Annotated in this window: 20 protein-coding genes; 12 read left to right on the top strand and 8 right to left on the bottom strand. The window is 69.6% G+C overall.

Annotated elements, in window-relative coordinates; genetic code table 11:
* Positions 1–52: 52 nt before the first annotated feature.
* Positions 53–613, bottom strand: a complete 561-nt coding sequence (locus GBZ26_RS10860; protein ID WP_174438845.1) for an SH3 domain-containing protein — start codon at positions 611–613, stop codon at positions 53–55.
* 219 nt (positions 614–832) lie between these two features.
* On the opposite strand from GBZ26_RS10860, the gene GBZ26_RS10855 reads away from it, so the two are divergent.
* Entirely contained in the window at positions 833–1,822 is a 990-nt protein-coding gene (locus tag GBZ26_RS10855) for a 2-hydroxyacid dehydrogenase (RefSeq protein ID WP_174438844.1), read from the top strand.
* An 18-nt stretch (positions 1,823–1,840) separates the two neighbouring features.
* Here the strand turns inward: GBZ26_RS10855 and GBZ26_RS10850 are convergent, their stop codons facing one another.
* Both GBZ26_RS10850 and GBZ26_RS10845 read right to left on the bottom strand, forming a co-directional pair.
* Positions 1,841–2,395, bottom strand: a complete 555-nt coding sequence (locus GBZ26_RS10850) for a Uma2 family endonuclease (RefSeq protein ID WP_174438843.1) — start codon at positions 2,393–2,395, stop codon at positions 1,841–1,843.
* Between the two features lie 58 nt (positions 2,396–2,453).
* Complete coding sequence (locus GBZ26_RS10845) at positions 2,454–5,138, bottom strand: bifunctional acetate--CoA ligase family protein/GNAT family N-acetyltransferase (RefSeq protein WP_174438842.1); 2,685 nt, start codon at positions 5,136–5,138, stop codon at positions 2,454–2,456.
* 297 nt (positions 5,139–5,435) lie between these two features.
* On the opposite strand from GBZ26_RS10845, the gene GBZ26_RS10840 reads away from it, so the two are divergent.
* The gene (locus GBZ26_RS10840) at positions 5,436–6,377 is read left to right on the top strand and encodes an L-lactate dehydrogenase (RefSeq protein ID WP_174438841.1); all 942 of its coding nucleotides are present in this window, start codon (positions 5,436–5,438) and stop codon (positions 6,375–6,377) included.
* Between the two features lie 93 nt (positions 6,378–6,470).
* Here GBZ26_RS10840 and ppa read toward each other — a convergent pair whose 3' ends face one another.
* Positions 6,471–7,028, bottom strand: a complete 558-nt coding sequence (gene ppa, locus GBZ26_RS10835) for an inorganic diphosphatase (RefSeq protein ID WP_174438840.1) — start codon at positions 7,026–7,028, stop codon at positions 6,471–6,473.
* Positions 7,029–7,176: 148 nt separating this feature from the next.
* Between ppa and GBZ26_RS10830 the strand changes: the two genes are divergently transcribed.
* Entirely contained in the window at positions 7,177–8,985 is a 1,809-nt protein-coding gene (locus GBZ26_RS10830; protein ID WP_174438839.1) for an extracellular solute-binding protein, read from the top strand.
* Here the strand turns inward: GBZ26_RS10830 and GBZ26_RS10825 are convergent.
* The 3 genes from GBZ26_RS10825 to GBZ26_RS10815 form a co-directional block, all read right to left on the bottom strand.
* Positions 8,940–9,686, bottom strand: a complete 747-nt coding sequence (locus tag GBZ26_RS10825; protein WP_174438838.1) for a cytidylate kinase-like family protein — start codon at positions 9,684–9,686, stop codon at positions 8,940–8,942. The two genes, GBZ26_RS10830 and GBZ26_RS10825, sit on opposite strands and share 46 nt — an antisense overlap.
* 121 nt (positions 9,687–9,807) lie before the next feature.
* Entirely contained in the window at positions 9,808–11,349 is a 1,542-nt protein-coding gene (gene ubiB / locus GBZ26_RS10820) for a 2-polyprenylphenol 6-hydroxylase (protein WP_246653504.1), read from the bottom strand.
* Between the two features lie 4 nt (positions 11,350–11,353).
* Positions 11,354–12,163: a class I SAM-dependent methyltransferase gene (locus GBZ26_RS10815; RefSeq protein WP_246472384.1), complete on the bottom strand. Its 810-nt coding sequence runs from the start codon at positions 12,161–12,163 to the stop codon at positions 11,354–11,356.
* 588 nt (positions 12,164–12,751) lie between these two features.
* On the opposite strand from GBZ26_RS10815, the gene GBZ26_RS10810 reads away from it, so the two are divergent.
* The 9 genes from GBZ26_RS10810 (at position 12,752) to GBZ26_RS10770 (ending at position 23,045) form a co-directional block, all read left to right on the top strand.
* Positions 12,752–14,569 carry a tetratricopeptide repeat protein gene (locus GBZ26_RS10810; RefSeq protein WP_174438837.1) on the top strand — a complete coding sequence of 606 codons (1,818 nt, stop codon included), beginning with the start codon at positions 12,752–12,754 and terminating at the stop codon, positions 14,567–14,569.
* A 98-nt stretch (positions 14,570–14,667) separates the two neighbouring features.
* Positions 14,668–15,510, top strand: a complete 843-nt coding sequence (mutM, locus tag GBZ26_RS10805) for a bifunctional DNA-formamidopyrimidine glycosylase/DNA-(apurinic or apyrimidinic site) lyase (protein ID WP_174438836.1) — start codon at positions 14,668–14,670, stop codon at positions 15,508–15,510.
* A gap of 14 nt (positions 15,511–15,524) precedes the next feature.
* Positions 15,525–15,971 carry a hypothetical protein gene (locus GBZ26_RS10800; protein WP_174438835.1) on the top strand — a complete coding sequence of 149 codons (447 nt, stop codon included), beginning with the start codon at positions 15,525–15,527 and terminating at the stop codon, positions 15,969–15,971.
* An 82-nt stretch (positions 15,972–16,053) separates the two neighbouring features.
* The gene (locus tag GBZ26_RS10795) at positions 16,054–16,830 is read left to right on the top strand and encodes an enoyl-CoA hydratase (RefSeq protein ID WP_174438834.1); all 777 of its coding nucleotides are present in this window, start codon (positions 16,054–16,056) and stop codon (positions 16,828–16,830) included.
* A gap of 173 nt (positions 16,831–17,003) precedes the next feature.
* The gene (gene rpsT / locus GBZ26_RS10790; protein WP_174438833.1) at positions 17,004–17,264 is read left to right on the top strand and encodes a 30S ribosomal protein S20; all 261 of its coding nucleotides are present in this window, start codon (positions 17,004–17,006) and stop codon (positions 17,262–17,264) included.
* A 635-nt stretch (positions 17,265–17,899) separates the two neighbouring features.
* Positions 17,900–19,429 carry a chromosomal replication initiator protein DnaA gene (gene dnaA, locus GBZ26_RS10785; RefSeq protein ID WP_174438832.1) on the top strand — a complete coding sequence of 510 codons (1,530 nt, stop codon included), beginning with the start codon at positions 17,900–17,902 and terminating at the stop codon, positions 19,427–19,429.
* A 121-nt stretch (positions 19,430–19,550) separates the two neighbouring features.
* Positions 19,551–20,510, top strand: coding sequence for a GGDEF domain-containing protein (locus GBZ26_RS10780; protein ID WP_174438831.1), 960 nt, complete (start codon positions 19,551–19,553; stop codon positions 20,508–20,510).
* 181 nt (positions 20,511–20,691) lie between these two features.
* Positions 20,692–21,876 (top strand): extracellular solute-binding protein, encoded by a 1,185-nt coding sequence (locus GBZ26_RS10775; protein WP_174438830.1) that lies wholly within the window; start codon positions 20,692–20,694, stop codon positions 21,874–21,876.
* Positions 21,877–21,983: 107 nt separating this feature from the next.
* Positions 21,984–23,045, top strand: coding sequence for an ABC transporter ATP-binding protein (locus tag GBZ26_RS10770; RefSeq protein ID WP_174438829.1), 1,062 nt, complete (start codon positions 21,984–21,986; stop codon positions 23,043–23,045).
* A gap of 6 nt (positions 23,046–23,051) precedes the next feature.
* Here GBZ26_RS10770 and GBZ26_RS10765 read toward each other — a convergent pair whose 3' ends face one another.
* The gene (locus tag GBZ26_RS10765; RefSeq protein ID WP_174438828.1) at positions 23,052–23,837 is read right to left on the bottom strand and encodes a FixH family protein; all 786 of its coding nucleotides are present in this window, start codon (positions 23,835–23,837) and stop codon (positions 23,052–23,054) included.
* Between the last annotated feature and the right edge of the window lie 343 nt (positions 23,838–24,180).

Genomic DNA, 24,180 nt, shown 5'->3' with positions numbered 1-24,180 from the left:
GCGCCTCAAGTTGTGTGAAGGAGGGAAGGGTGGGGGCAAGCCGCCGCCCCCGCTACTCGAACGTCTCGTCCTTGTAGGCGCCCCAGAATTCGCCGCGGCTCATCCAGCCGCGATAGCCCTTGAGGTCGACCTCGCACCATTCGCCCTTGCACTTGCGCAGCCAGCCGATCACGCCCGGCTGGGCGCGGGCCACGACGGCGGCGTCGCCGTGCGGCTCCTTGCGGACGGTGCGGACGTCGCCGGTGATGACGATGCTGCGCTTGCCCGACAGCATGCTCTGGTGCACCCAGCCCTCGCTGCCTTCCCAGTCGCGGATGCGGCGCCAGGTGTCGAATTCCTGGGTGATCTCCACCGGCATTTCCTTGCGGGTGAACACCCATTCGATGGGGTAGCGCACGTTGGGGCCGGTGCGCGCGTTCACCTCGCCCGAGCGCAGCGACACGAAACGGGGGATCGGCAGGCCCGAGGCGTGGGTCGGGTCCTTCTCCCGCCGCCCGCCCTCGGACGCGCCGGCGGAGGACGTGACCGGGGTGGTGGTGGCCAGAGTGGCAACAGCCAGCGCCAGGATGGCAAGCGCGCGGCGGATGGCAGACGTCGTCGGCAACGGCAACACCGGCAGCCCCGTGCTGTGGAGATCGGATGGATTTGAGTCGGAAGCACTATAATTAGGGGTAGCCGCCAGGGGCAAGCCCAAGGCGCGGGCGGCGGCCTCGCGGTGGCTCTTGTCACATCATGGAGCCCTACGGCGCGCCGAATCGTCACTGCCATCTGGACAGCTTCCCAACCGCTTGATAGGACAAGCGTCGGCCCGGAATGGGGGAGGCACCGTCCAATGACCGAAAAGAAGAAGCCGCTCGTCGTCGTCACCCGGAAATTGCCCGACGTCATCGAGACGCGGATGATGGAGCTGTTCGACGCACGGCTGAATTCCGACGACGAGCCCTTGACCCACGCGCAGCTCATCGAGGTGGCGCAGGTGGCCGACGTGCTGGTTCCCACCGTCACCGACCGGATCGACCGCGAGGTGATCGAGAAGGCCGGGCCGCAGCTCCGCCTCATCGCCTCCTTCGGGACGGGTGTGGACCACATCGACCTGAAGGCGGCGCGGGAGCGCGGCATCAGCGTCACCAACACGCCGGGCGTCCTGACCGAGGACACGGCGGACATGACCATGGCCCTGCTGCTGGCGGTTGGCCGCCGGCTGGCGGAAGGCGAGCGGCTGGTCCGTTCCGGCCAGTGGAAGGGGTGGGGGCCGACGACGATGCTCGGCCACCGCATCCAGGGCAAGCGGCTGGGCATTCTCGGCATGGGCCGAATCGGGCAGGCGCTGGCGCGCCGGGCGCGGGCCTTCGGCATGTCGATCCACTACCACAACCGCCGCCGCGTCTATCCGGACGTCGAGCAGGAGCTCGAGGCGACCTATTGGGACAGCCTGGACCAGATGCTGGCGCGCATGGACGTGGTGTCCATCAACTGCCCGCACACCCCGGCCACCTACCATCTGCTGTCGGAGCGCCGGCTGAAGCTGCTGCGTCCGCACTGCTTCATCGTCAACACCTCGCGCGGCGAGGTCATCGACGAGACGGCGCTGACCCGGATGCTGTCGAAGGGCGAGATCGCCGGCGCCGGCCTGGACGTGTTCGAGCATGAGCCGGCGGTGAACCCGAAGCTGCTGCGGCTCGACAACGTGGTCCTGCTGCCGCACATGGGCTCCGCCACCATCGAGGGCCGGATCGACATGGGCGAGAAGGTCATCATCAACATCAAGACCTTCGCGGACGGCCACGCCCCGCCCGACCGCGTCCTGGAAACGCTGCTGTAAGGCGGTGGGAGAGGGCGTCTAGAGGACGCCCTCATACAGGGCGGCCATCGGGATCTCGATCCCGACCGAGGGAAAGCGCAGCGTCCCGCCGCCGATGACGTCGCGGACCACCCAACTCCGCTCGTCCTCGCGGTGCCACAGCTCGGCGTAGCGCTTCGTCGAGTCGAGCAGCAGGATTTCCTGCACTGACGGGATTTCCCGGTAGATCGCCAGCTTCCGGCCACGGTCGAACTGGGCGGTGGACGGCGACAGGATCTCGACGATGATCGTCGGGTCCACCGTCCCCGGCTTGCTCGATGTCGGTCCACACGCCATGGCGACATCGGCCTGAAACCAGGCATCGTCACGGTCGGGCAGACGGATGCCGGCTTCGACCCGCGCCCGGCAGGGCGAGCGGAGGTGTTTCCCGAACTCGACGACGATGTTGGCCGCGAGAAGAGCGTGCGCGTCGGACGGCGGCGTCATGGCGACGGGTTGGCCGCCGTCCAGCTCATAGCGGGTGTCCGTTCCGTCGTTCCAGACGAGGAACTCCTCCACGGTCATCGCGCGGGGTGCCGGATCGCTCATGCCCATGAGTATGGCCCTCTCCCCCGTCGCTTCCAAGTGGGCGTCGTCCAAGGGGCCGCCGCGGCTATTTCGCGGCCAGCCCGCCGCCCAGCTCGATCCGGACCTCGACCACGCCGGGCTCGTCCAGGTTCTCCTTGCGGATGAAACCCAGGGCGCGGCACATGCCGAGCATGCTGGTGTTCTCGCGCAGGACCTCGCCGTAGACCTCCTTGATCCCGCGGGAGCGGGCGTAATCCAGGATCTTGTTCATCAGCTGGTAGCCCAGCCCCTGGCCCTTCATGTCCGACCGCACCATCACGGCGTATTCGGCGCGCAGGTTGTCGGGGTCGGCGGTGATGCGCACCACGCCGTACATGATGGTGTCGCCGGTCTCCGGGTCCGGCCCGACGGCGACCAGACCCATCTCGCGGTCATAATCCATCTGGGTCAAACGGGCGGCGGCCTGATGCGACAGCCGCTTCAGCGGCGCGAAGAAGCGCAGCCGCAAGTCCTCCTGCGTCTGGTTGGCCACCATGTGGTGCACCAGCGGCTCGTCCTCCGGCAGGATGGGGCGGACGACGAACTGGCGGCCGTCCTTGATGGTGATGCGGTCCTCCAGCCCCTTGGGGTAGGGGCGGATGGCCAGCCGCTTGGCGCCGGGCAGGGCCGGGACGCCGACCTTGATGCGGGCGTCGAGCGCCAGCACGCCTTCCGCGTCGGCGAGCAGCGGGTTGACGTCCAGCTCGGCGATCTCCGGGAAATCGACGATGAGCTGGGAAATCTTGTTCAGCGTCAGCGCCACCGCCTCCAGATCGACCGCGGCGCGCGAGCGGTAGCCCTGCAACTGCCGCCAGATGCGGGTGCGGCCCATCAGCTCGGTCGCCAGCTTCATGTTCAGCGGCGGCAATGCCAGCGCATAGTCCTCCACCACCTCCACACCGATGCCGCCTTCGCCGAACAGCAGGACGGGGCCAAACAGCTCGTTTTCCGTCATGCCGACGATCAGCTCGTAGGCGTCGGCGCGCACCGCCATCTCCTGGACGGTGAAGCCCTCGATGCGGGCGTCGGGCACCGCCTCGCGCACGCGGGCCAGCATGGCCTCGGCCTCGGCCTTGACCTCCGCCGGCTCGGTCAGGTGCAGGGCGACGCCGCCGACATCCGACTTGTGGGTGATGTCCGGCGACAGGATCTTCAGCGCCAGCGGCCCGCCGATCATCTCGGCGCAGTGGGCGGCCTCCTCCGGCGTGTCGGCGCGGCGGGTGTCGACCACGGGGACGCCGTAGGCGGCGAGCACGCGCTTGGCCTCATACTCGCTCAGCCAGTCGCGCTTTTCGGCGATGGCGCGGGAGATGATCTTGCGCACCGTGATGCCGTCGGGCTGGAAATCCTCCGGCACCGACGGCGGCGTCTCCATCAGCAGCTCCTGGTTCCGGCGGTATTCCACCAGATGCAGGAAGGCGCGCACCGCGTGGCTGGGCGTGTCGTAGGTGGGGACGCGGTTGGCGGCGAACAGCTTGCGCGCCTCCGCCGCCGTGTTGTCGCCCAGCCAGCTCGTCAGCACCGGGTGCTTGCGCGTCTTGTTGGCGATCATGGTGTCGACCACCGCCTGCGCGGCGGCCAGCCCGTCGGTCACCGCGGTCGGGCAGTTCAGCACCAGAACGGCGTCGTTGTTCGGATCGGCCATCAGCGCGTTCAGCGCGTCGGCGTAGCGCTTGGGCGGGGCGTCGCCCCCGATGCGCAGCGGGTTGCGGGCGCTGCCGGCGCCCAGCGCCTTCTCCAGCGCGTCCATCGTCTCCGGCGCGAACTGGGCCAGCCGCCCGCCGGACAGGATCAGGCTGTCGGTCGCCATCACGCCCATGCCGCCGCCGTTGGTCAGGATGGCCAGCCGGTCGCCGGTGATCGGCGACCCGGTGCCCAGCGTGCCCACCGCGTCGAACAGCTCGTCCAGGCCGCTGACGCGCAGGATGCCGGCGCGGCGGAAGGCGGCGTCATAGACCGCGTCGGACACCGCCAGCGCCCCGGTGTGGGAGGTCGAGGCCTCCAGCGCCTCGTCGGTGCGGCCGGACTTGATGACGATCACCGGCTTCTGGCGGGCGGCGGAGCGCGCCGCCGACATGAACTTCCGCGCGTCGCTGATGCTCTCGATGTAGAGCAGGATGGCGCGCACGTTGGCGTCGCCGGCCAGATAGTCGAGCAGGTCGCCGAAATCGACGTCCGCCTTGTCGCCCATCGAGATCAGGTGCGAGAAGCCGATTCCCCGTGCCGTCGCCCAGTCGGCGATCGAGGTCACCACCATGGAGGACTGCGCCACCAGGGCCACGTCGCCCTTCTTCGGCGTGACATGGCCGAAGCTGGCGTTCAATCCGCGGCCCGGCACCATGATGCCCAGGCTGTTGGGACCCAGGACGCGCATCAGGTGGGGCTTCGCCGCCTCGCGCAGGGTCTGGATCTGCTCCTTGGAGAAGCCGCTGGAGATGACGATGGCCGCCTTGGTTCCGCGCTTGCCCAGCGCCTCGATGGTGGCGGGCACCGTGGCGGCCGGGGTGCAGATCACCGCCAGATCCGGCGTGACCGGCAGATCGTCCACCGTCTTGTAGGTCAGCACCCCCTCGACCGCGCGCTCGCCGGTCACCGGCATGATCGGGCCGTCGAACCCGGCGTTGAACAGGTTGCGGGCCACCACGGCGCCGATGGTGTTCGGCTTTCGGGTCGCCCCGATCAAGGCGATGGATGCGGGCTTGAACAGGCGGTCGAGGTTGCGAACGGTCATGGCCGGGTTCCGGGGTTCGTCTCACACAGCAAGGCTCGAACAGCCGCCATTCCGCTAAAGATCGGACCGGGGCCATCGAGTTGCAATCAGCGGTAAGGAGGCAATCGCAGGACGGGAACGCGACCGATCGCCGCTCATGTTGCGGTGCAACATACACATTGGTCATACCTTTGTACAGGCGCCCTTTGTCGCGCCCCCTTCCGCAGCGGTATCCCCATGGCGCATCGGGGCTTGAGCGGGCGGGCGCGATGCTCCACCCTGTTGACCCTCAACGGAAAAAAACAGGGAGCGGGAGCCATGAAGGTCGGGATCGTCGGGGCCGGCGCGGTGGGCGCCACCGCCGGATTCGCCATGGTGATGAGCGGTGCGGCCAGCGAGGTCGTGCTGGTCGACATGAACGAGAAGCTGGCCGCGGCCCAGGCGCAGGACATCGCCCACGCCGTGCCCTTCGCCCGCGCCGCCCAGGTGCGCCAGGGCGGCTACGCGGCGCTGGCCGGAGCCGGCGTGGTGGTGCTGGCCGCCGGCGTGGCGCAGCGCCCCGGCGAGACGCGCCTGCAACTGCTGGAGCGCAACGCGGCGGTGTTCGGCGCCATCATCCCGGCGGTGCTGGCGGCGGCGCCCGACGCCATCCTGCTGGTGGCGACCAACCCGCTGGACGTGATGACGCAGATCGCCACCCGCATCTCCGGCCTGCCGCCGTCGCGGGTGATCGGCTCCGGGACGATCCTCGACACCGCGCGGTTCCGCGCGCTGCTGGCCGACCGGCTGGGGGTGACGCCGAAGTCGGTGCACGCCCATGTGGTGGGCGAGCATGGCGATTCGGAGGTCCTGCTGTGGTCGGGCGCCTCCGTGGCCGGACTGCCGGTGGACCGCGGCGCCGAGCGGCTGAAGCGCCCTCTGACCGCGGAGGACCGCGCCGCCATCGACGAGGGCGTGCGCCGCGCCGCCTATCACATCATCGACGGCAAGGGCCACACCGCCTTCGGCATCGCCGGAGGCCTGTCGCGCATCGTGGCGGCGATTGCCGGGGACGAGCGGGCGGTGCTGACCTGCTCCATCATCAACGACGAGGTTCTGGGCGTGCCGGACGTGGCGCTGTCGCTGCCGCGGGTGATCGGGGCGGGCGGCGTCCTGGAGACGGTGATGCCCGACCTGTCGGAGGCGGAGGCCGCGGCGCTGAAGCGCAGCGCGGAGATCCTGAAGGAGGCGGTGACCTCGGTGGAGAAGTCGCTGCCCTGATCGGGTAAGGGAGAAAGCGGGGCCGGTCCGCGTTGCAGGACCGGCCCCGCGCTGCGGAGCCGGCCCTTGCAACCCGTCCAGTCGAGAGGCGCGTCAGACCACCGGGCCGGGCTGGCCCTTGGTGGCGGCGGCGGCGCGCTCCATGCCTTCCTGGATCTTCCTGGCGGCTTCCTGTTCGTCGCCCCAGCGCAGGATCTTCACCCACTTGTTCTTTTCCAGATCCTTGTAGTGCTGGAAGAAGTGGGCGATCTGCTCGGTGGTGATCTCCGGCAGGTCCTTGTAGGACTTCACGTTGCTGTAGAACGGGTGCAGCTTGTCGACCGGAACGGCCAGCAGCTTCTCGTCCTCGCCGCCCTCGTCCTCCATGAACAGCACGCCGATCGGGCGCGAGCGCAGCACGGCGCCCGGGATGACCGAATGGCGGCCGACCACGCAGACGTCCACCGGGTCGCCGTCACCCGACAGGGTGTGCGGGATGAAGCCGTAGTTGCAGGGGTAGTACATGGCGGTGTGCAGGAAGCGGTCGACGAACATCGCGCCCGACTCCTTGTCGATCTCGTACTTCACCGGCTCGCCGCGCAACGGGATCTCGATGACCACGTTCACGTCCCACGGGGCGTTCTTGCCGACCGGAACCTTGCTGAGATCCATGGAAAACCATCCTTCGACTGCAAAAGCGGGTTGCGCTTGGTTGTGGACGCGGGCCAAAGCTCCCGGCGCCGCGCGCGCGGAGTTTAGGCAGATGCGGGCATAAGTCAAAGCCACTTGCGCAGGTGCGGCAAAGGGACGAGCCTTTGCCATGCCCTGCATCCTCTTTGCGCTGCTCTGTCTCGCCTTTTTTCCCCTTGCGGCGCGGGCCGAGCCCCCCGCGACGGCTGTCCATGCCATCGCCATGCATGGCGACCCCGCCTATCCATCGGGCTTCGCGCATTTCGCCTACGTCAATCCCGACGCGCCCAAGGGCGGCACGCTGCGCCAGGCGGTGACCGGCGGCTTCGACACGCTGAACCCCCATGTGGTCAAGGGGGTGCCCGCGCTGGGGCTTGGTTTCGTCTTCGAAACGATGCTGGCCCGCGCGTGGGACGAGCCCTTCTCGCTCTACGGCCTGCTGGCCGAGAGCCTGGAGGTGCCGGAGGACCGGGGCGCCGCCGTCTTCCACCTGAACCCGGCCGCGCGCTGGCACGACGGAACGCCGGTGACCGCCGCCGACGTGCTGTTCTCGCTGGAGGTCCAGCGCGCCCACGGCACGCCGAACCGCCGCCAGTATTACGCCAAGGTGGCGAGCGCGGAGGCGCCGGACGAGCGCACCGTCCGCTTCGCCTTCGCCCCCGGCCCGGACGGGCGTTTCGACCGCGAGATGCCGCTGCTGATGGGGCTGATGCCGATCCACGCCAAGGCGTGGTGGGCGGGCCGGGACTTCGCCGCCACGACGCTCGACCCGCCGCTGGGCAGCGGCCCCTACCGGGTCGAACAGGCGGAAGCCGGGCGGCGCATCGTCTACGAGCGGGTGGCCGATTACTGGGGGCGGGACCTGCCGTCGCGGCGCGGGCTGTTCAATTTCGATGCGCTGGATTTCACCTATTACCGCGACGACTCGGTGGCTCTGGAGGCGTTCCTGGCCGGCCAGGGCGACGTGCGGCGCGAATCCGATCCCGCCAAATGGGCCACCGGCTACGACGGCCCGGCGCTGCGCGAAGGGCGGATCGTGCTGGAGGAGTTGCCGCACCGCCGCCCGGAGTTCGCCCGCGGCCTGATCTTCAACACCCGCCGCCCCCCGTTCCAGGACATCCGGGTGCGGCGGGCGCTCGGCCTCGCCACCGATTTCGCCTGGATCGGCAAGACGCTGTTCCACGGCGCTCTGGTCCGCACCGCCAGCTACTACCCGAACTCCGAACTGGCGGCGGAGGGCCTGCCGGGGCCGGAGGAGCGGACGGTGCTGGAGCCCTTCCGCGACCGCCTGCCGCCGGCGCTGTTCACAGACCCCTTCACCCTGCCGCACACCGACGGCAGCGGCCCGACGGGGGCGCGCGGCAATCGGCGCGAGGCGTTGCGCCTGCTGGCCGAGGCCGGCTGGCGGGTGAGCGGCGGGCGGCTGACCGATGGGGCGGGGCGTCCCTTCGCCTTCGAAATCCTGCTGGGCAACCCGGCGGACGAGCGGGTGGCGCTGGAATACGCCCGCTCGCTGGAGCGGCTGGGCATCGCCGCCACGGTGCGCACGGTGGACAACGCGCAGTATCAGGGGCGGCTTGATCATTTCGACTTCGACATGACCCTGCGCTGGTGGGTTTCCAGCCTCTCGCCGGGCAACGAGCAGCTCTATTATTACGGGTCCGAGGCGGCGGACCAGCCGGGCAGCCGCAACTATCCCGGCATCCGCGACCCGGTGGTGGACGCCATCGCCGCCTCCATCGCCGAGGCGCGGACGCGCGCCGACCTCGTGGCCTGCGTCCGCGCGCTCGACCGGGTGCTGCTGTGGGGCCATTACATGGTGCCGCTGTTCCACAGCCCGGCCGACCGCATGGCCCGCTGGTCGCGGCTGAAGCACCCGGAGGCGACGCCCCTCTACGGCCCGCTGGTCGAGTCCTGGTGGATCGAGGAGGGCGGGTGAGCCTCCGCATGTCCGCCATGGATTTGCCCGCCATGGACCCGGTAGGCGTGCAGGATCACCTCGACCACGGCGTCCAGGTCGGTGAAGCGGTCGGTGTTGACGATCAGGTCGTACTGCAGCGGATCGCCGTTGGAGATTTTGAAGAACTCCTTGAAATACTTGGCGCGGGCGGCGTTGACCCGCTGCACCTCGTGCAGCGCGTCGGCGACCTTGGCGGGATCGCCGCCGGCCAGCCGCGCGGCGCAGACCTCGTCCGAGCCGACGATGCGGACGCGGAAACGCGGTGCCCCGCGCAGCAGCAGATGCGCCCCGCGCCCGACGATCACCCCGCCGCGGAAGGCGATGCCGTTGACCACGCGGGTCAGCAGCCGCTGGTACTCGGTCAGCGGGTCGTGCAGCCCCATCAGGCTGGCGTAGAGGAACATCCCCGCCCGCCCCGGCAGCTTCTCGTCGAGCTGGCGCATCAGCGTCGGGTCGGAGGTGGCCGTCGCCACCACGGCGTCGAGGATTTCCTTGTCGAAGCAGGGCACCCCCAGCGACTCGGCGAGTTTCGCCGCGATCGCCTCGCCGCCGGTTCCGTGCTCGCGGGCGATGGTGACGACGGGGGGCATGGACTCCAGCGGGCCGGAGCGGGGCCGGTGCGGCTGGAGCTGGTCGGTTCGGATGTAGGTCAGAAGCGCCTGGAATTCGTCGCGGGCCATGGCTTCCCTCCGCGAACGGTTGCGACGACTCCAGTGTCCCGCCGGGTGCCAGCGGGGTCAACGACGCCCAAGGGGGAGGGGCACGCCGCCGCACCCCTTCCGCGCGCCGTGGAAAAAGGCCCTACAGCACCCGGACCGCGATCACCGTCAGCAGGACGACGATGATCCACAGGGCGACGCGCTCGCTGATCCGGCGCTCCACCCAGCGGTCGAGCATGTGCTTGATCGAATGGGGGTGCAGGCGCAGGCCACCGTCGGCCAGCTCGGCGGCGGCGCGTTCGGCCTGGTTCACCAGCCGGGGCAGGCGGCGCACCGTCGACACCATGGCCTCCAGATCGTCAAGGATCTGGGCTTCCGGCCCGCGGTTCTCGCGCATCCAGTCCTCGATCAGCGGGCGCGCCAGCTCCCACATGTTGATGTTCGGGTTCAGGATGCGGCCCACCCCCTCCGCCGTCAGCATGCTCTTCTGGAGCAGGAGGAGCTGCGGCTGGGTCTCCATCTCGAACTGCTCGGTCACCGCGAAAAGCTGGGCGAGCAGCCGGCCGACGGAGATTTCGCTCAGCGGCTTGTTCTGCAACGGCTCGCCGATGGCGCGGCAGGCTTGGGTGAAGACTTCGATCGACTGGTGGCGGGGGACGTAGCCCGCCTCGAAATGCACCACGGCGACGCGGCGGTAGTCGCCGGTCAGGAAGCCGATGAGCATGTCGGCGAGGTAGGTCCGCGTCGCCCGGTCCAGCCGGCCCATGATGCCGAAATCGACGGCGGTGATGTTGCCGTCCTGGGTGACGAACAGGTTGCCTGGATGCAGGTCGGCGTGGAAGAAGCCGTCGCGGAACACCTGGTTGAAGAAGCTGGCCGAGGCCTTGGCCAAAATCTCGTCGCGGTCGTAGCCGGCGGCGTCGAGCCTTTCCGACTCGTCCACCTTGAAGCCGCGGATGCGTTCCAGCGTCAGGACGCGGCGCGCCGTGCGGTCCCAGTCGATGGCCGGAACGTTGAAGGTCGGGTCGTCCTTGAAGTTATCGCCCAGCTCCGACGCCGCCGCGGCTTCCATCCGCAGCTCCATCTCCAGGCGGGAGGTGCGGGCGAAGGTGTCCACCACCTCGCGCGGGCGCAGGCGCTTCAGCTTGGGCATGACCATGACGGCCAGCTCGGCCAGCCAGTAGAACAGGTCGATGTCCCGCTCGAAGGCGTTCTCGATGCCCGGCCGCAGAACCTTCACCGCGACCTCCCGCCCCTCGGCGGTGACGGCGAAATGCACCTGCGCGATGGAGGCGGCGGCGACCGGCACCTCGTCGAAGCTGCGGAACAGCGTCCCGATGGGGGCGCCCAGCTCCTCCTCCACGATGGCGCGGGCCTGCGATCCTGGGAAGGGCGGCAGCTTGTCCTGAAGCTCGGCCAGATCGAGCGCCATCCGCTCGCCGACGAGGTCGGAGCGGGTGGACAGCAGCTGCCCCAGCTTGATGTAGGTCGGCCCCAGGTCGGCCAGCGCGCGGGCCAGCCGCTGGCCGACGCGGCCCGGCTCCTTGGCGTTGCCGACCCAGCGCCAGAACAGGGCGAAGCCGGGGGCGGTCTGCGGCAGCGTTTCCGGCAGCGCGTTGTAGCGCGCCAGCGTGCGGCCGATCACGAAGAGGCGGCCGATGTTTCGGGCGGTCCGGAACAGCATCCGGTCAGATCCGCCAGCCGGAATGGATGGCGGCGATGCCGCCGGTCAGGTTGCGCACGCGCACCGCGCCGAAGCCCGCGGCCTCGATGCGCTTGACCAGGGCCTGCTGCTCGGGGAAGCGGCGGATGCTCTCCGCCAGATAGCGGTAGCTGTCCTCGTCCCCGGCCACCATGCGGCCGAGCCGCGGCAGGACCTGGAAGGAATAGACGTCGTAGATCTCGCGCAGGACCGGAAGGACCACGTGGCTGAACTCCAGGCAGAAGAACTTTCCGCCGGGCTTCAACACGCGGCGCGCCTCGGAAAGCGCGGCGTCGATGCGCGTGACGTTGCGAAGGCCGAACGCAATCGTATAGGCGTCCACCGAACGGGAGGCGATGGGCAGCCTTTCGGCGTCGCCGACCGTCCAGTTCACGCCGGTCAGCAGGTTCCGGTCATAGGAGCGGTCGCGCCCGACGCGGACCATCGACTCGGTGATGTCGCAGACCACGGCCCGCCCGCCGCCGCGCTCCAGGAAGCGGAAGGCGATGTCGCCGGTGCCGCCCGCCACGTCCAGCAGCGTCATGTCGGCGCGCGGGGCGACCATCTCCATCAGCGTGTCCTTCCACAGCCGGTGGATGCCGCCCGACATCAGGTCGTTCATCAGGTCGTAGCGCCCGGCCACGCTGTCGAAGACGGCGCGGACGAGGCCGGACTTGGCGTCGGGATCGACGGGGCGGTAGCCGAACCAGTTCCCTTCGGCCCCGGCGGACACGCCGGTGGCCTGGGCCGGAGCTGCGGGCTGGGACGGGGCGGAGGGGGTGCGCGGATCGGTCATGGCGCGCAACATAGCGCGCGACCTGGGCTTGCGCCAGCCGGGGCGTTGCCGTGACGCACCCCCGGCGCGCGGTTTTTGCGGGCTTGCCCCCACGCCCGGGCTTCGCCACCGTCCCCGCGGGCGGACGATGGGGACCATCTGTGCGGCCTCCTCGTCCAATGCGGGCGGCTGGAGGAGGGCTGCGCGCCGGTCGAGCGGCCCATCGCCTGGGAGGACCGCTGGTCCGCCGACCCCCGATGCCGCACCGCCGGGCGCTTCCCTCAGCCGATGGGCGGCGGTCGGCTTCTCGTCCGGGGGCAGGGGACCGGCAACGAGCCGATGTTCGCCACGCTGCCTCATGTGTTGACGCAATCGTCAACACATGAGGCGCAATCATCAACGCAGGCTTCGCCGGCCGGGCGCGGGCTGGTCGGCCGGGACGATTCGCCCTGGTACCCCTCGGCCCACCGGTTCCGGCCGACGGCGGCGGGGAACCGGCGGGCGCCGCCGGACGCGGTGGCCAACCGGCCGCGCGCGCTTTTCCCATAGCTCTGCTACCCTTCGCTTCCTCCAACCCTTTCACTCCCTCCCACCGTCCGGCACGGAAACATGGCGACAATCGCGGAAGCCCTGGCCATCGCCTTCGATCACCATGAGGCCGGCCGCCTGGCCGAGGCCGAGATCCTCTATGGCCGCATCCTCGACGCCGATCCCAATCAGGCGACCGCGCTGCATCTGCTGGGCGTGCTCTACGGCCAGACGGACCGGCCGAAACTGGCGGCGGCGCTGTTTGTGGGGGCCATCGGGCTGGTTCCCGACAATCCGGGCCTGCGCTACGACCTCGCCCGCGTCCGGCTGATCCTGGAGGACGGGGAAGGGGCGGTGGCACGGCTCACCCGCCCGGTGGCGGAGGCGGTGGGTGTGCCGCTCCTCTCCGCCCACGCCGCGGCGCTCTACCACGATGACCGGGCCGGGGAATCCGCCCGGCTGTTCCGCGGGCTGCTGGCCGCCCGTCCGGCGGAGGCCCTGGCGCTGTGGAACCTGTCGCTGTGCCGGCTCGACGGGCGCGACACGGCGGCGGCGGAGCGGCTGGCCCGCCGGGCTTGTGCCCTGGCTCCGCAGGAGGCGGAGGCCCATGCCAAGCTGGGGCTGGCGCTGACCGCCCAAGGGCGGCGGGCGGAGGCGATGACCGCCGTCCGCGCGGCGCTGGCCTGCGATCCGGCGCACGCGCCGTCCCTGTCCAACCTCGGCGCGCTGGCCATCCAGACCGGGGAGGACGCGCGGGCGCTGCGGCTGGCCGACCGGGCGTTGCGGCTGGCCCCGGATCTGGGCGAAGCCCAGGTCGTCCGCGGCGATGCCCTGGTGCATCTCGACCGCCCGCGGGAGGCGGAGGAGGCCTTCCGCGGCGCTCTGCGCGTGGCGCCGCAACTGACCGTTGCCCATTGGAATCTGGCCCATCTGCTGCTGCGTCTGGGCGATTACGCCGCCGGCTGGGCGGAATACGAGTGGCGCTGGCGGAGCGAGGCCCTGTCCGGGCAGCGCCGCCCCTTCCGCCAACCGCTCTGGGACGGCACCGATCTGGTGGGGCGGACCATCCTGATCCATGCGGAGCAAGGGCTGGGCGACACCATCCAGTTCATCCGCTTCCTGGATCATGTGCTGCAAGCCGCCCCGGCGCGCGTCTATCTGGAGGTGCACGGTCCTCTCCTGCCGCTGCTGGAGCGCAGCACCGATCCGGCGCGGGTGACGGTGATCCCGCGGGCACCCGACTTTCCGGGCGTAAGCGGCTTGCCCGACACCGACGTCCAGATTCCGCTGATGAGCCTCGCCGGCCTGTTCTGCCCAAGTCTTGAGGCGATCCCCGCCCGCGTGCCCTATCTCGGCACGCCCGAGGAGCGGCGCGGTCGCTGGGCGCACCGCCTGCGGGATGCGGTGCCGGATGCCCAGCGGCGGGTCGGGCTGCGGGTCGGGCTGGTCTGGGCGGGCAACCCGTCCTTTCACGGCGACGCGCAGCGCTCGCCCAGGCTGGCCGGGCTGCGGCCGGTGCTGGAGGTGCCGGGCGTGCGCTTCTTCGGGCTTCAGAAAGGGCCGGGGCGGGACGATCTGGAGGGGGTGGACATGCCACCTTCCTTCATCGATCTGGGGCCGGACATCGCCGATTTCGCCGACACCGCGGCGATCATGAGCAACCTCGACCTCGTGATCTCCTCCTGCACCGGGCCGGCGCATCTGGCCGGGGCGCTGGGGGTGCCGGTGTGGGTCGTGCTGCCGCACTCGCCGGATTGGCGTTGGTTGATGGGGCGGGAGGACAGCCCCTGGTATCCCACCGCCCGCCTGTTCCGCCAGACCCGGAGCGGCGACTGGTCCGGCCCGGCCGCCGCGGTGGCGCGGGCCTTGCGGAGGCTGGTGGACGGTTCGGAGGGTTGAGGGAGCCCTCCATCCGCCGCCAGGGGGCCCGCTCCCCGATGAGCGTCAATCGGTGCCCCTTGCGTCAACCGCCGCTTCCCACCATCCTCCTTGCCATCATGCCCGAACTTCCCGAAGTCGAAACCGTCTGCCGTGGCCTCGCCCCGCATCTGGAGGGGCGGACGCTCGTCCAGGTGCTCCAGCGCCGCGCTAACCTGCGCGTTCCCTTTCCGGCCGGCTTCTGCGAGCGGCTGACCGGGCGCCGCGTCGAGTCGGTGCGCCGCCGCGCCAAATACATCCTGCTCCATCTCGACGATGGGACGGTGCTGATCGCCCATCTCGGCATGTCGGGCCGCATGATCATCACGCCGGAACGGCCCGCCGCCTGGGGCGCCCACGACCATGTCGTGCTGGAGACCGACGCCGGGACGGTGGTGACCTTCAACGACGCCCGCCGCTTCGGCCTGATGGACCTCGCCATGGCGGAGACGCTCGCCGAGCACCCGCTTCTGCGCGCGCTGGGGCCGGAGCCGCTGGGCAACGAATTCTCCGGACCGGTGCTGGCCGCGCGGCTGGCCGGGCGGATGACCAGCATCAAGGCCGCCCTGCTGGACCAGAGCGTGGTCGCCGGGCTCGGCAACATATACGTGTCGGAAGCGCTGTTCCTCGCCCGCCTCAGCCCCACGCGCATCGCCGCCACGGTGACCGGCGCGAAGGCGGAGCGGCTGGCCACGGCGATCCGCGCGGTGCTGGAGCGGGCCATCGCCGCGGGGGGATCCAGTTTGCGCGATTACCGGCAGGCGTCGGGGGAACTCGGCTATTTCCAGCACCAGTTCTCGGTCTACGACCGCGAGGGCGCGCCCTGTCCGGGCTGCGGCTGCGACGTCGCGAAGACCGGGGGAATCCGCCGGATCGTCCAGGCGGGTCGTTCGACTTTCTATTGTCCGCAACGCCAGCGTTGATATAGGTGGAAGGTATGACGGCTCCATCGGCCACCGCGAGGGCGGCGCTCGCCGCCCTCCTCCTCGCCGGCCCCGCCCTTGCGGGTCTGGCCGGGGTTCCATTGCCCGCAACCTCTTCCGCCTGGGCGGCCGACCCCGCCCGTTACGTCGAAGGCATGGGGGACGTGCCGGTCATGCCGGGCCTCGCCCCCGCCGAGGAGGCGCCGCTGGTCTTCGACAAGCCCGCCGGACGCATCGCGCAGTCCGTCATGGCGGGCGCCATGGACCGCAACGCGGTTCTGTCCTTCTACAACCAGACCATGCCGCAGCTCGGCTGGAGCCGCGCCCCGCAACGGGCGGGCGGGAGCGCCAGCTTCCTGCGGGAGGGCGAGGAGCTGCGCCTGGAATTCGTCGAGCCGGCCCGCGCCGCTGCCCAGAAGGCGGCGGCCACGATCGTTCGCTTCTCGCTGATTCCGCGCTGATCCCTGCAAAAGAGACCAAGAGCAAACCAGAACGCCCCCCGGACATGAGCGAGGGGGCCAAACCACGGGAGCCTGCTGCATCATGCCGTACGAAACCATTCTCGTCGAAACCCGCGGACCGGTCGGGCTCGTCACGCTGAACCGGCCCAAGGCGCTGAACGCGCTGTCCGACCTGCTGGTGACCGAGCTGGGCCAGGCGCTGGACGCGCTGGAGGCCGACGACTCCGTCGGCGCCATCGTGGTCACGGGTTCGGAGAAGGCCTTCGCCGCCGGCGCCGACATCAAGGAGATGCAGAACTTCTCCTACATGGACGTCTACAAGGCCAACTTCATCACCGCCAAGTGGGAGCGGCTGGCCAAGTGCCGCAAGCCGACCATCGCCGCGGTCGCCGGCTACGCGCTGGGCGGCGGCTGCGAGCTGGCGATGATGGCCGACTTCATCCTGGCCGCCGACACCGCCAGGTTCGGCCAGCCGGAGATCACCATCGGCACCATCCCCGGCGCCGGCGGCACACAGCGCCTGACCCGCTTCGTCGGCAAGTCCAAGGCCATGGAGATGTGCCTGACCGGCCGCCTGATGGACGCCGCCGAGGCCGAGCGCGCCGGTCTCGTCAGCCGCGTCGTGCCGGCGGCGGAGCTGGTGGACGAGGCGGTGAAGGTCGCCGAGAAGATCGCCAAGCTCTCCCGCCCGGTCGTCATGATGGCCAAGGACGCCGTCAACGCCGCCTACGAGACGACCATGTCGGAGGGCATCCGGGTGGAGCGCCGAATCTTCCACTCCACTTTCGCCACCGAAGACCAGAAGGAAGGCATGGCCGCCTTCGCCGAGAAGCGTCAGCCGGATTGGAAGCATCGCTGACATCCTCGGACTCCTCCCCCGTATCTAGCGGGGGAGGGCCAGAAATCCGTCAAGATCTCGTAATCTTTCCTTTGCCGAAAAACAGTGTTGGACGGCGCCTTGACTCCCATTCGGCTGGAGCGTATAAGGCCCCCTCGCACTGGGACAGGCGTGTCGTCCGGAGTAGGGTTTTCATGGCCAATCATAAGTCTGCTGAAAAGCGCATTCGTCAAACCGAGCGTCGTACGGAGATCAACCGTAACCGCGTCAGCCGTATCCGCACCTTCGTGAAGAAGGTCGAGACGGCGATCTCGTCCGGCAACAAGGCCGAAGCCGCTGAGGCTTTCAAGGCCGCGCAGCCGGAACTGATGCGTGGAGCCTCCAAGGGCGTTCTGCACAGGAACACCGTGTCGCGCAAGCTGTCGCGCCTGTCGGCCCGCATCAAGGCTCTCTGAGTTTACTCGGCGTTATAAAGCCGCGCACCAGGTCTGGGCGCGGCTTTTTGCGTTTTTGATAAGTACAGTCTCCGTTCTTTCCGAGTCCTCCGGCAGAACTCCGGTTGGGCAGGGGATCGCGGCTGCTGGGCGACGATTCGCTTCCGGCGGTTCTGGTCCTTCGTGAGGGCAGGGGTGGATGTTCGGAGGGGTTGCGTGATTTTTGCCGCAGTCCGGACCGTTCGCTTTCTGTCCTATTGCCACGGCGAGGGCGGCTGATTAGACTTTCGATCCGTTGGGAATGGCGCACCGATGTTGCCTTCGATGTCACGCGCCGTTTGCTGAAGGACGGAACCGTTCAAAGCGGCGGGCAACGCTGCGGGACGCTCAAGAAGCTCGACACAACCCGTTGCTCCTGGAGCGATGCTTTTCTTAAAACTCGACGTGGCAAAGGCGGAGTCCAACTTCGCCGAAGGGATAATATTGTCGCCCAATTGGGAGACATCCACCGTTGGAGTCTTCAGGAGAGGAACGTTTTGAAGGCAAGAGGCCTAAGTTAAGGGGTCGGGTGTTAAGGGACTTAAGTTAAGTCGAGCGGGATGGTGCCCCCTGCGGCGCGGGGCCGTCCGGGGGGAAAGGAGCGGGGTAGGGGAAGCATGTCGGTCGGCGCGTCGTTGGATCAGCAGTGGGCCCGCATCCGGGGCCGCCTCAAGGACGAGGTGGGCGAGATCGCCTACCGCAGCTGGCTGCAGCCGCTTTCCTTCGCCGGCATCCGCGGGGGAGAGGTGCGCATCGTCGTGCCCACCCGCTTCATGCGCGACTGGGTGCTGACCCACTACGCCGACCGCATCCGCAACCTGTGGGCCGGCGAGAATCCGGACGTCCTGTCCATCGACGTCGTGGTCGCTTCGGCCAATGCCCCGTCCATGCTGACGTCGGACAAGGACACGAGCGAGTCATCGCGCGACTCCGATCCGGCCGACGGCGCCGTCGGCGGCGGCCAGGTTCCCCCGGCGCCCGCCCCACGGGCCGCGGCGCTCAGCCAATCCGCTTCCTATGGGGCCACCTCCTACATCGGCTCCTCCTATTCGGCGGGACCGCCCTCCTTCGCGTCGGACGAGTCGCCCACGGCGGTCGCCTCGGTGCTGGAGGACCGGACCGACATCTCCGCGCCGCTGGACCCCCGCTTCACCTTCGAGAATTTCGTGGTGGGCAAGCCGAACGAGCTGGCCCACGCCGCCGCCCGGCGCGTCGCCGACGCCACCTCGGTCACCTTCAACCCGCTGTTCCTCTATGGCGGGGTCGGGCTGGGCAAGACCCACCTGATGCACGCCATCGCCTGGCAGATCCGGCGGAACGATCCGAACCGCAAGGTGATCTACCTGTCGGCGGAAAAGTTCATGTACCAGTTCATCCGGGCGTTGCGCTTCAAGGACACCATGGCCTTCAAGCAGCAGTTCCGCTCGGTGGACGTGCTGATGATCGACGATGTGCAGTTCATCAGCGGCAAGGACAGCACCCAGGAGGAGTTCTTCCACACCTTCAACGCGCTGGTGGACCAGAACCGACAGGTCATCATCTCCGCCGACAAGAGCCCGTCCGACCTGGAAGGCATGGAGGAACGGCTGCGCTCCCGCCTCGGCTGGGGCCTCGTCGCGGACATCCACCCGACCACCTACGAGCTGCGGCTGGGCATCCTCCAGGCCAAGGCGGACGCGCTGAACGCGGCCATCCCGTTGAAGGTGCTGGAGTTCCTCGCCCACAAGATCACGTCCAACGTGCGCGAGCTGGAAGGGGCGCTGAACCGCATCGTCGCGCACGCCGAACTGGTCGGCCGGGCCATCTCGCTGGAATCGACCCAGGAGGTGCTGCACGACCTGCTGCGCGCCAACGACCGCCGCGTCACCATCGACGAGATCCAGAAGCGGGTGGCGGAGCATTTCAACATCCGCGTCGCCGACATGCATTCGGCCCGCCGCGCCCGCGCCGTGGCCCGCCCGCGCCAGGTCGCCATGTATCTCGCCAAGCAGCTCACCGCCCGCTCCCTGCCGGAGATCGGGCGCAAGTTCGGCGGGCGCGACCACACCACCGTGATGCACGCGGTGAAGAAGGTGGAGGAGCTGCGCACCACCGACCCCGCCTTCGCCGAGGACGTCGAGCTTCTCCGCCGCATGCTGGAAAGCTGAGCCGGCCGAGTTGTCGCCGCGGCTGGGGGGGCACCGCCTGGAAAAGCCCTCTGCAAAAATGATGGCATTTTATACAAAACCCTTGTAAACACCCGGCTGTTGCCTGCAAGGGGTGGCTGCCATGAAGTCCGGCTCAACCGCGGAGACGAACGTCCTCGTCGCCGATGACTCCTCCGTTGTCCGGAAGATCCTGAAGGACCACCTGGAGGCGTACGGGTACCGGGTCCTGCTGGCCCGCGACGGGCGGGAGGCGCTGGACCTCTACCACCTCCACGACATCCACATCCTGATCACCGACCTGGAGATGCCGCGGATGGACGGGCTGGAGCTGTGCTGGCTGATCCGGGCGGAGGACGACCAGCACCGCACCTTCTCCATCCTGATGACCGCGGACGACGACACCCAGCGGCGGATCGAGGCGTTCGACGCCGGCGCCGACGAGTTCCTGACCAAGCCCATCGACATGCCGATGCTGCGCGCCCGCGTGCGCGCCGGCGAACGCATCACCCGCACCCACCGGGTGATGGCGGAGATGCTGAACACCGATTACCTGACCGGCGTCCTGAACCGCCGCCGCTTCATGGAGCGGCTGGAGCAGCAGCACCGGCTGCTGCAAGGCGGAAACGGAACGGACAAGGGCATGCCCTTCGCCGTCGCGCTGTTCGACATCGACCATTTCAAGCGCGTCAACGACACCTACGGCCACTCCAACGGCGACCTCGCGCTGACGCTGTTCGCCCAGACCTGCGCGTCCCGCCTCCCGCCCGGCGGCTTCCTCGGCCGCATGGGCGGGGAGGAGTTCTGCATGGTCCTGCCCGCCCCGCAGGTGGAGACGGCCATCGCCAAGGCCGAGGAGATCCGCGTGGCGACCGAGGCGCTGACCGCCCGGACCGTCGAGGGCGCCCTGTTCGCCTTCACCGTCAGCGTCGGCATCTCCCCGGCGGACGGGACGGAGACGGTGGCCGATCTCATCAAGCGGGCCGACGAATCGCTCTACTTCGCCAAGAACAGCGGGCGCAACCGCACCGTGGTCTGCGGCATCGACGGCGTGGCGGTGAAGGCCCGTTTCTACGTGATGTAACGCCCGGACGGTCCGGGGGCGTTACAGCCCGATGAAGTTTGCGGCCACTCCCGCTTGAGCCATGGACGGCGCCCGGATATCGCGGCACAGTTGCCGCTGCGGCGGAGTCCGGCAGGTCCGGCCCCGCGCCGGCAAAGCCAGCATGAATTCGGGCCAATAAGAAAAGGGGAGAGCAGGTGCCATGACCAAGGTTCCGGAAACCACCAGCCTGGAACAGCGCTCCAGCGCCGAGACGCAGCGCGCCGCCAAGGGCTTCACCCGCCGCCTGCTGCTCCAGGGGACCGCCGCCGCGGCGGGCGTCGCCGCGGTCGGCCCCTTCATCCTGCGCGAGGGCCGCGCCGCGTCGGGCAGCGTCAAGATCTTCTCCTGGGCCGGCTACATCAGCCCGGACATGCTGGCCGACTTCGAGAAGAAGACCGGCATCAAGGCCACCCTGACCGAGTACGGCACCAACGACGAACTGCTGAACCAGCTCAAGGCCACCGGCGGCGCCGGCTTCGACATCATCCACCCCACGGTGGACCGCGTGCCGAACTATGTGGAGTTCGAGCTGGTCCAGCCGCTGGACGAGGCGAAGGTCAAGTGGGACGGCTGCCTGAAGTCGGCGGTCGAGGGCTCCGCCGCCATGGGCGCCGTGGTCGGCGGCAAGCGCTTCTTCGCCCCCGCCGACTGGGGGACCGAGGCCATCGCCTATGACATGAACAAGGCGCCTCTGACCTACGGCACCGCCAGCTACGGCGACCTGTGGAAGCCGGAGCATACCGGCAAGGTGACGGTGCGCGGCCATTCCGGCCTGATCGGCATCGGCCTGTGGCTGGAAGGCCAGGGCAAGCTGCCCCACCCGATCCGCGATCAGTTCAAGGACGAGGCGAAGGCGCGCGCCAACTTCGACGCGATCCTTCAGGTCGCCGCGGCCAACAAGAAGGCGATCGGCCAGTTCTGGTCGAACGAGAACGAGGCCCAGGGCGCCTTCCGCACCAACGGCTGCGTCATCGGCCAGACCTGGGATTCCTCCGCGGTCGCCCTGCGCAAGGAGGGGCTGCCGATCCGCTTCCTGGCGCCGAAGGAAGGGGCGCTGGCCTGGATGGAGGGCTTCGCGATCCCGGCCAAAGCGGCGAACCTGGAGCAGGCCTACGCCTGGATCAACTGGTTCTACACGCCGGAGGCGGGCGCCCTCTACACCAACCATTCCGGCATCTCCAGCACGGCGGTCGGGGCGGAGGCGCATCTGTCCGACCTGAACAAGCAGTTCTTCGCCGACGCCTATCCGGGCGACGCGCTGCAAAAGCTGTGGTGGTGGCCGATCCAGGAGGCCTGGTACGTCTCCATCCGCAACGAGTACCAGGACCGCTTCCTGGCCGCGTGATAAATCCCCTCTCTTGCCCCCCTAGTGTCCCCTCTCCCCTCTGGGGAGAGGGTTAGGGTGAGGGGGTTGCGCCTGCTGGCGCATTCCCGTTTTCCATTCAGGTGCCTATGAGTCAGGACGTCCAGCTCGAGTCCGTCACCATGCGGTTCGGTTCCGTCACCGCCGTCCGCGACGTGTCGCTGACGGTCGGGGCGGGGGAATTCTTCAGCTTCCTCGGCCCGTCGGGCTGCGGCAAGACCACCATCCTGCGCATGGTCTCCGGCTTCATGGAACCGACGGAGGGCGCCATCCGCATCGGCGGCCGCGACATGCGCGGCATCGGCCCGAACAAGCGCCCGACCGCGCTGATCTTCCAGAACCTCGCCCTGTTCCCGCTGATGACGGTGGCGGAGAACATCGGCTTCGGGCTGGAGGTGCGCGGCGTGCCCTCGGCGGAGCGCCAGGGGCGGGTGCGCCGGCTGCTCGACCTCGTGGCCCTGCCCGACGCCGCGGAAAAGAAGGTGACGGAGCTGTCGGGCGGCCAGCGCCAGCGCATCGCCATCGCCCGCGCGCTGGCCGTGGAGCCCGCCGTCCTGCTGCTGGACGAGCCGCTGTCGGCGCTGGACCTCAAGCTGCGCCAGCACATGCGCGCCGAACTGCGCGACCTGCAGAAGCGGACCGGCGTGACCTTCATCTACATCACCCACGACCAGGGCGAGGCGCTGACCATGTCCGACCGGATCGGCGTGATGTCCAAAGGCGTCTTGGAGCAGGTGGGCGACGGCCGGGCCATCTACGACCATCCGGAAACCGCCTTCGTCGCCTCCTTCGTGGGGGAGAACAACCGCTTCGCCGGCACCGTCGCCGAGTCGGCGGACGGGCTGGCCGCCCTGGACACGCCCCGCGGTCGGCTGATCGGGCGCAACCCGCGCCGCCTGTCGCCCGGCGACCGCGCCACCCTGTTCGTCCGGCCGGAGCGCATGGCGGCGGGGGCGGGGGCGGAGAACGCGCTGGAGGCGCGGGTCACCCATCGGGATTTCGAAGGCGCCTTCATCAACGCCTTCCTGGAGGGCGGCATCACCGTCCAGGTTCCGCATCTCGGCGACGAGCCGCCGCTGACCCCCGGCGAGCCCGCCCGCATCGCCTTCCGGGCGGAGGACGCGGTGATCCTGCCGGACGCGCCGGCCTGAACGGGCTCAGCGCCCGATTGGCACCGCCGCGCGGAAGGGCACCTTCTCGAAGTCGCTGACCAGCGCGTCCAGCCGCACCGCCCAGGCCCCGGCCACCGGCAGGGTCACGCCATCCGCCGCGTAGACGCCGGGCGCCAGCTTGGGCAGGGGGCGGGTGATGCCCTCGATCCCGGCGGCGGGCAGGGCCAGCTCCGCCGACACCTCCAGCGCGTCGACCGGCGCGCCGTCCGGTCCCGTCAGGCGCAACTCGACGCGGTTCGCTCCCGGCGTCGCCGGGGTCACCGTGACGATGGCCGTGCGCCCGCGCGCCACGACCGCGGTGCTGAAGCCCGCCGGCTTCTCGGCGAAGACCGGCGGGGCCTGGGTGCGCGGCGGCGGTGTGGTGCCCAGCCCGGCGGTGAACAGCACGACCAGCGCCGCCACCACCATCTCGGTGTGGACGCTGGCGCGCAGCCGGGCCGCGGCCTGTCCGCCCATGGTCTCCAGCCGCGGCGTCAGTCGCCAGCGGTTGACGGCGGCCAGCGCCAGCAGGGCCAGCGCGCAGACGATCTTGCCGGTCCAGATCTGGCCGTAGGCGGTGGTCAGGATGGCGCGCGGGTCGGCGAGTTGCACCGCGCTCAGCCCCGCCCCGGCGAGCAGCAGAGCGGCCACCGCCGGAACCGCCCAGCCCGAGAAGCGTCGGACCAGCCGCAGCGACTCGGACGGCGGCTCCGTCCGCAGCAGCACGGCGAGCGGCCAGAAACTGCCGATCCAGAAGGCCACCGCCAGACCGTGCAAGGCGACCAGCGGCACGCTGAGCCAGCGCGGCTCCGCGGTCGCGGCGTGGCCGGTGGCGGCCAGCGCCAGCGCCGCCCCGACCGCCCCGACGACCAGCAGGACGCGGCCCGCCGTCCCGCGGTCTTCCCGCGCCCGCCCCAGGGCGGCGGTGATCAGGCTGAGCCAGGGCCGGAGCGCGCCCGGCCCCCCCGCGCCCCGCGGCGACCCCCCCCACCCCCACCCCCCCGCCCACCCCGACCGCCACTTTCGCCAGCGGCACCCCGACCCAGCTTTCCTTCACTGTGAACATCAGCACGGCGCTGAACATGGTGGGCAGCAACCTCCACTTCGACGTGGCCGCGCCCAGCGGTTGGACGAT

The sequence above is a fragment of the Azospirillum formosense genome, from assembly GCF_013340925.1.
GTDB classification, from domain to species: Bacteria; Pseudomonadota; Alphaproteobacteria; order Azospirillales; family Azospirillaceae; genus Azospirillum; species Azospirillum formosense.
Note: the sequence above shows the minus strand (reverse complement) of the source record. Positions and strands in the feature narration are given on the sequence as shown.